This is a genomic window from Nostoc sp. UIC 10607, from assembly GCF_047228265.1.
Lineage (GTDB): Bacteria > Cyanobacteriota > Cyanobacteriia > Cyanobacteriales > Nostocaceae > Nostoc > Nostoc foliaceum_A.
On the sequence record NZ_JBIQNW010000050.1, the window covers coordinates 36,478 to 43,032 of the forward strand.

A 6,555-nucleotide genomic window follows, 5' to 3' on the forward strand; every position below is an offset into this window, starting at 1 on the left:
TTATTATGTTTATCTTTACAGTAACTGCTGATACTTTCCTTAAAGTTCGTCCAAGCGAACTAATGGAACTAGCTGAAGACGAAAAACTTCTCATTCCAGTTAAAAGTGTTCTTAAAGTCATTTCTTATACTGAGGAAAAAGAATATTACAGAATGATCTTGAAAGACTCTATCAAGGGTAAAGATATGTGGTTTATCTATAAGAAGTATGTTCAGATATCTGCTTTACGCAATTTATCACAATACCCTCCAAACTCCCCAATGGGGACACCGATGGAGAAGCCAAAACCGCCACGATGCGACACTTACAACATTAAAAATTCATTCGAATTAGAAGCAGGACAAGAAATTTTAAACTTAAGTATTCCATTAAGTAAAGGTGGCGACAGCATCGAGATTGAAGAAGGAGTTATTAAGCAACTTAAAGCGCAGCTACAAGAAACCCCAACTATTCAAGAACGATCTTCAGAACCTGCTGATATAAAGAAAGATTTGGTTGATTGTAGTGTTTTTAGTCCTGCTTCTGTAACTCCAGATGATATGTTTCTTGTCCAAGTCTTTGTTCATCTTCCTGAACAAGTTGAATTTGCCAAACAGTATGCTCAACAATTTGATCCTGAAGCTAAACAATTAGGAGTGAGAAGTTTAGGAGTACCTATTAAACGAGGAAGTGAACTCACTTTTAACTTGTCAATTCCAAAACTAGAAGTGGACGATCCGATTCAACGGTTGAGTTGGAATGGTAAAGCAAATTCTATTCAATTTGGTGTAACGGTTCCTGGTGATATCACTCAGAAAACAGTCATTGGAACTGTGACTGTCAGCCAAAATACAATTCCTCTTGGACATCTAAAATTCAAACTATCAATTATTCCTTCTGCATCTTCTACATCCAAAAACCCTCAATTAGTAGGAGAAGTTGCTCGATATTATAGAAAAGCATTCGTCTCTTATTCTTCTAAAGACCGAATAGAAGTTCTTAAAAGGGTGCAAGGACTGGCTGTAAGTGGTATTACAGTTTTTCAAGATGTCCTAAATTTAGAACCGGGCGATCGCTGGGAAAAAGAACTTTATCGCAACATTGATGAGTGTGATCTCTTTCTACTATTTTGGTCTACTGCTGCGAAAGAATCGCCGTGGGTGCTTAAAGAAGTGTTGTATGCCCTTGATCGGCAAGGATCTGATGGATTGCGTTCCCCCGAAATTATTCCTGTAATCATTGAAGGCCCACCGCTTGTTCCTCCACCTCCTGAATTGCAGGATCTTCATTTTAATGACAAACTTCTTTACTTAATGGCGACATCTAAATAGCAGATGGCGATTCAATTTGAGTATCACGCCAGCCACCAAATTTTTAGTTTTTTATCTTGCCCATTGCTGCAAGATATAAGCATAAAAAGCCTCTTTATCTACCTTATCCATCGCAGAAATTTTTCGACCACCAGGAACTACTTTAGTACGCCCCTGACTAAGACCAGTGGTGATAATTTCTGTTTCCCATTCGCGCAGTTGATAAAATTCTGGATGTCCTAGATAAGCTGTTGCTAAGACATCCCAAAAATAATAATCTTGGGGGATAACTAGTGCATAACATTGTCCGGCTAAATCAGATATGGGATAGTAGCGTTGTCGTCCCATTTTGTATACTAACTCCGATGTAACTGGGACATTGTTAGTTAAATCCAAAGGACACATAATAATTTCAATTTGGGTTTGCCATACTCGCGCTGCTGAAATTGCGTCCCAATAAACATTCCATTCGGCAGAACCATCTTGTCCTGATTCCAGACTTTTTTCCACATTACCACCGACATTTAATGCACCCCCCATCCACACAATCTTGTGAATCTTTACTTCAATGTCTGGTGCTTTGTCCAAAGCCACTGCTACTGTGGTTAACGGCCCAGTTACCATCAACGTTACGGGGTCTGATGCCTCCCGCAACACCTTGATCATGAAATCTTGACCTGTTTCGGCAACCAAAGGCGTAGTGATGGTTTCGCTTTGATTGAGAATGGGGAGATGGTCAACGATAAACGAATCACGGCGATAGAGAGTAGGAAATGGATTGATACCGCGCACAGTACTTTCTGCAACCGGGATATGAGAAAATCCCATCAAATCGATAATTTTACGTGTGGCGCTAACAGCCGGTTGAACGTAGCAATCGGCTGGAGTGACTACGACACCAAGGAGTTCAATATGATCCATTGTCAACAGCAGCATAGTTGCTAAATAATCATCTACACCGCCATCGTGATCCATTAATACTAGTTGTTTTGTCATAAAAGGAGAATTAATATGGATGAGTTTATGGAAGCTGCTATTCAAGAAGCAAAACAAGGCAGACAAGAAGGGGGAATTCCCATTGGTTCGGTTCTCGTCAAGGATGGCAAAATTCTCGGCAGAGGACACAATAAACGTGTGCAAGACGCAGATCCTGTCACCCACGCGGAAATCGATTGTCTTCGTAATGCTGGGAGAGTTGGCAGCTACAGAGGTACTACACTTTATTCAACTTTAATGCCGTGCTACCTGTGCGCTGGGGCAATAGTACAATTTGGCATTAAAAAAGTCATCGTCGGAGAATCCAGAACTTTTCCTGGTGCTAAAGAATTTATGGTATCTCACGGTGTGGAAGTAATTGATCTTAATCTTGACGATTGCGAACAAATGATGAGTGAGTTTATTGAAACTAACCCGGAACTTTGGAATGAAGATATCGGTAATTAGAGACGCGATTAATCGCGTTTGTACAAGAGTTGCAAGTGTCTTGGTGACTTTTGATAGGAGAATTATGATAGGAGCGATCGCTATCTAAAAAGCCACTCTGGAGAAGAAGAGGCTCTTTAGCCCAGAAAAAAAGTTACCTTCACACGGACACTCATCACTCCTAACCCAGCAAAAGTGTGCTGTTATTATCAATCATAGTAAGAGTTCCACTAGTAGCCATGCCTGGGTTGGGCTGCGCCGATGCACTATAGGACTGAATGTAGCGCCGCACCTCTAGCGGAAAGTGGGGGTAATCTAACATCGCATCTCCATCGGCAATAGTTGCCCAGAAGTCTCGCAAACTAGGAGCTAATTTTTTTGCCTGCGATAACGGTAAGTTTAATGGAGAAAGAGTTAGTAACTTAATTAAAAATGGGAAAGAGCGATCGCCCATCCACTGCCGCGATGACTGTTGCAAGTCGGGAAAATCAGGCACTGACTCTACCCGATGGGATAGAATTTGCAACGATTCTTTACCTTGGTTATCACGATGAAACTCTAGCACCCGATAAGGGTGAGGATAGCTCACTAAAGAACCAGTGGTAATATCATATACTCCATCTGAGTAAGCAATATCCTGAACGTGCAAATGCCCCGTAAATACTAGTTTGACTCCGTAGCGCTTTAGCAGCTGCAACAGTTCTGCTGAATTGGACAACATATAGCGATTTGCCAGTGGATGATTTGATTGATTGGGCAAGTGCTCTACCACATTATGATGCACCATCACTAGAACTAATTCATCACTAGATGCCGCCAATACTTCTTCTAACCACCGTAGTTGTTTGGTATCCAAACACCCTACCTGCTCACCTTGGTCATTAAAGGAGTTAGAATTAAGTCCAATCAGCTTAACTCCAGGCAATAACTGACGCGTGTAGTAAATCTGCTGCGGATCTTCATAGCCAAACTTCGTGTAATAGTAGGGAAAATCCGCAAAAGCAATTGATTGCTGATTAGCCAACAGCACAGGAACGTCATGATTACCAGGAACTACATAGACGGGAAAAGGTAGCTGGGCTAAACATTGTTGTAACCAAGCATGGTTCTCTGGTTCGCCGTGTTGGGTTAAATCTCCTGGCAACAACAAGAAATCTAAATCGAGTTGGATTAGATGTTCTAGTACACTTTTAAATGCTGAGATACTTACTTCCACCAGATGAAACCGACTGGGATGATCCCAGATTGTGTGAGGAAGTGCCAGGTGTAAGTCGCTGACTACCGCAAAGCGAAAATTGAGAGTCATTGATTTATAAAAATGTTAAAGCAGGGGTTAAAATAAGCCTTTTCCCAAAAGTATAACGCTTGCTTTGTTTCACTGCTCAGAAGTGCGTCTGTTTAACTTTTGTATACATGAATCATCGATTACACACTATCGTGACAATTAATTTCATATAATCACTTTGTTTTTTGGTTTCTCTGCTACTCCCCTTTTCGGTAAAATAACTTAGCAGATCAGCAAGGGACAGGTTCAGGATCATGGCTCAAGCTAGTATTGGGATTATTGGTGGCAGTGGTCTGTATAAAATGGACGCGCTCAAAGATGTAGAAGAGGTGCATATCCAAACTCCCTTTGGTTCACCATCAGATGCTTTGATTCTGGGAACTTTGGATGGTACAAGAGTAGCTTTTTTAGCGCGTCATGGCCGTAATCATACACTGTTACCCTCTGAGTTACCGTTTCGCGCTAACATCTATGCGATGAAGCAATTGGGTGTGGAGTATTTAATTTCAGCTAGTGCTGTTGGTTCCTTGAAAGCAGAGGCTAAACCACTGGATATGGTGGTGCCAGATCAGTTTATTGATAGAACAAAAAATCGGATTTCAACCTTTTTTGGTGAGGGAATTGTTGCTCACATTGCCTTTGGCGATCCGATTTGTAAGAATTTGGCTGTTGTGTTGGCAGATGCGATCGCATCTCTCAATTTACCAGAAGTTACTCTCCATCGCGGCGGTACTTATGTGTGCATGGAAGGGCCAGCTTTTTCCACAAAGGCAGAATCGAATCTTTACCGCAGTTGGGATGCAACAATCATTGGCATGACGAATTTACCAGAGGCGAAGTTGGCAAGGGAAGCGGAAATTGCTTATGCAACTTTAGCGCTGGTGACAGATTATGATTGTTGGCATCCAGATCATGATAGTGTGACGGTGGAAATGGTGATTGGCAATTTGCTGCGGAATGCTGTGAATGCTCAAAAGGTGATTCAAGAAACTGTGCGGCGCTTGAGTGAGAATCCGCCAACCAGTGAGGCGCATTCGGCGTTGCAGTATGCGATTTTGACTCAGTTGGATAAAGCACCAGCCGCGACGAAGGAAAAGTTAGGGTTATTGTTGCAGAAGTATTTGTAATATTGGTGGTGAATTAGCGATCGCTACGACGTATTTTCTCAGATTACATCAAGAGCTAATACTGTTCGGTTAAGGCAAGAGACGCGATAAATTGCCGTCTCTACGAAGGACTGATTATTGTAGAGACGGGGATTTATCGCGTCTTTGTGATGATTTATCACAAAGACGCGATCTAGAATTTTCATTATTTCATTAAAAACCTTAACCGAACCATATTAAAGCAAGAGCGATCGCTACAATGGGCTACGCCTACGCACCATCAGATTCTTTGGTGACGTACCATTATTATAAAATCATATAAGTGGTAACACGTAAACACATGAGTTTCATCAACAAACACATGAGTTTCGTTATGAAGCTTTGCTTGTTCGTGGTGTCTGGCAGATTTATCGCACCATCATCATAAAATCATACAGGCGATCGCTTTATTCTAAGTTGGGGCTGCTCATTACAGAAATCTCTTTGTGTAGCTCAATCAAAGACCTCTCCCTGGTTTTACTACGCAAAACCTTCCCTCTCCGAATCGGAGAGAAACTTGAACTTTAGTTCAAGGCAGGGAGAGGTTTATTACCTGCGTGTGCCAACATCATCACATAAACGCTTATCGCTCTCACTAACATTGCGGTTATTTTGCAGATAATCGCGCACCCAAGCACAACCCTTAACCATTAAATCATCCAAATTGAGATTCCACAACTTCACCGTGTTGTCATCACTGGCAGAGGCAATAGTTTGACCGTTGGGGCTAAATGCCACGCCCAAAATCGAACTGCTATGACCTTGGAGAGTTTGTAACAGTTGCCCATTGCGATTCCACAGGTTCACCGTGTTGTCATAACTGGCAGAGGCAATAATTTTACCGTCGGGGCTAAATGTCACGCTATTAACCGAACTGCTATGACCTTGGAGAGTTTGTAACAGTTGCCCATTGGGATTCCACAGCTTCACCGTGTTGTCTAAACTAGCAGAGGCAATAATTTGACCGTCGGGGCTAAATGCCACACCCCTAACAGAATTGCTATGACCTTGGAGAATTTGTAACAGTTCTCCGTTGCGATTCCACAACTTCACCATGTTGTCATCACTAGCAGAGGCAATAATTTGACCGTCGGGGCTAAATGCCACGCCCCAAACCGAATTGCTATGACCTTGGAGAGTTTGTAACAGTTGCCCGTTGCGATTCCACAGTTTCACCGTCTTGTCTGAACTGGCAGAGGCAATAATTTGACCGTTGGGGCTAAATGCCACACCCAAAACCGAACTTCTATGACCTTGGAGAGTTTGTCGCAGTTGCCCGTTGCGATTCCACAGGTTCACCGTGTTGTCATAACTGGCAGAGGCAATGGTTTGACCGTCGGGGCTAAATGCCACGCTATTAACTGAATCGCTATGACCTTGGAGAGTTTGTAACAGTTGCCCATTGCGATTCCAC

General features: G+C 42.4%; 7 protein-coding genes. 3 read left to right on the top strand and 4 right to left on the bottom strand.

Going from position 1 to position 6,555, the window contains the following annotated elements:
* The first annotated feature begins 5 nt into the window (after positions 1 to 5).
* On the top strand, positions 6 to 1,310 hold the full coding sequence (locus tag ACEYW6_RS27890) for a toll/interleukin-1 receptor domain-containing protein (RefSeq protein ID WP_412982293.1): 1,305 nt from the start codon (positions 6 to 8) through the stop codon (positions 1,308 to 1,310).
* Between the two features lie 51 nt (positions 1,311 to 1,361).
* Here the strand turns inward: ACEYW6_RS27890 and ACEYW6_RS27895 are convergent, their stop codons facing one another.
* Positions 1,362 to 2,285: a nucleoside hydrolase gene (locus tag ACEYW6_RS27895; protein ID WP_412982294.1), complete on the bottom strand. Its 924-nt coding sequence runs from the start codon at positions 2,283 to 2,285 to the stop codon at positions 1,362 to 1,364.
* A 15-nt stretch (positions 2,286 to 2,300) separates the two neighbouring features.
* Here ACEYW6_RS27895 and ACEYW6_RS27900 point away from each other — a divergent pair, with 15 nt between their 5' ends.
* A complete protein-coding gene (locus tag ACEYW6_RS27900) occupies positions 2,301 to 2,732 on the top strand; it encodes a nucleoside deaminase (RefSeq protein WP_412982295.1) in 432 nt (143 codons plus the stop codon).
* Positions 2,733 to 2,892: 160 nt separating this feature from the next.
* Here the strand turns inward: ACEYW6_RS27900 and ACEYW6_RS27905 are convergent, their stop codons facing one another.
* Entirely contained in the window at positions 2,893 to 4,017 is a 1,125-nt protein-coding gene (locus ACEYW6_RS27905; RefSeq protein ID WP_412982296.1) for a metallophosphoesterase family protein, read from the bottom strand.
* A 233-nt stretch (positions 4,018 to 4,250) separates the two neighbouring features.
* Here ACEYW6_RS27905 and ACEYW6_RS27910 point away from each other — a divergent pair, with 233 nt between their 5' ends.
* Positions 4,251 to 5,123 carry an S-methyl-5'-thioadenosine phosphorylase gene (locus ACEYW6_RS27910; RefSeq protein WP_190894893.1) on the top strand — a complete coding sequence of 291 codons (873 nt, stop codon included), beginning with the start codon at positions 4,251 to 4,253 and terminating at the stop codon, positions 5,121 to 5,123.
* Between the two features lie 38 nt (positions 5,124 to 5,161).
* Here the strand turns inward: ACEYW6_RS27910 and ACEYW6_RS27915 are convergent, their stop codons facing one another.
* Positions 5,162 to 5,308 (bottom strand): hypothetical protein, encoded by a 147-nt coding sequence (locus ACEYW6_RS27915; protein WP_412982297.1) that lies wholly within the window; start codon positions 5,306 to 5,308, stop codon positions 5,162 to 5,164.
* Positions 5,309 to 5,690: 382 nt separating this feature from the next.
* Positions 5,691 to 6,555, bottom strand: an 865-nt coding sequence (locus ACEYW6_RS27920; protein ID WP_412982298.1) for a WD40 repeat domain-containing protein, incomplete at its 5' end; no start/stop codon positions are given.

What these genes read in the sequence shown, in the direction of transcription:
- ACEYW6_RS27895 (WP_412982294.1), bottom strand. Translation starts at nt 2,285, where the DNA reads ATGACAAAACAACTAGTATTAATGGATCACGATGGCGGTGTAGATGAT.
- ACEYW6_RS27905 (WP_412982296.1), bottom strand. Translation starts at nt 4,017, where the DNA reads ATGACTCTCAATTTTCGCTTTGCGGTAGTCAGCGACTTACACCTGGCA.
- ACEYW6_RS27915 (WP_412982297.1), bottom strand. Translation starts at nt 5,308, where the DNA reads ATGAAAATTCTAGATCGCGTCTTTGTGATAAATCATCACAAAGACGCG.
- ACEYW6_RS27890 (WP_412982293.1), top strand. Translation starts at nt 6, where the DNA reads ATGTTTATCTTTACAGTAACTGCTGATACTTTCCTTAAAGTTCGTCCA.
- ACEYW6_RS27900 (WP_412982295.1), top strand. Translation starts at nt 2,301, where the DNA reads ATGGATGAGTTTATGGAAGCTGCTATTCAAGAAGCAAAACAAGGCAGA.
- ACEYW6_RS27910 (WP_190894893.1), top strand. Translation starts at nt 4,251, where the DNA reads ATGGCTCAAGCTAGTATTGGGATTATTGGTGGCAGTGGTCTGTATAAA.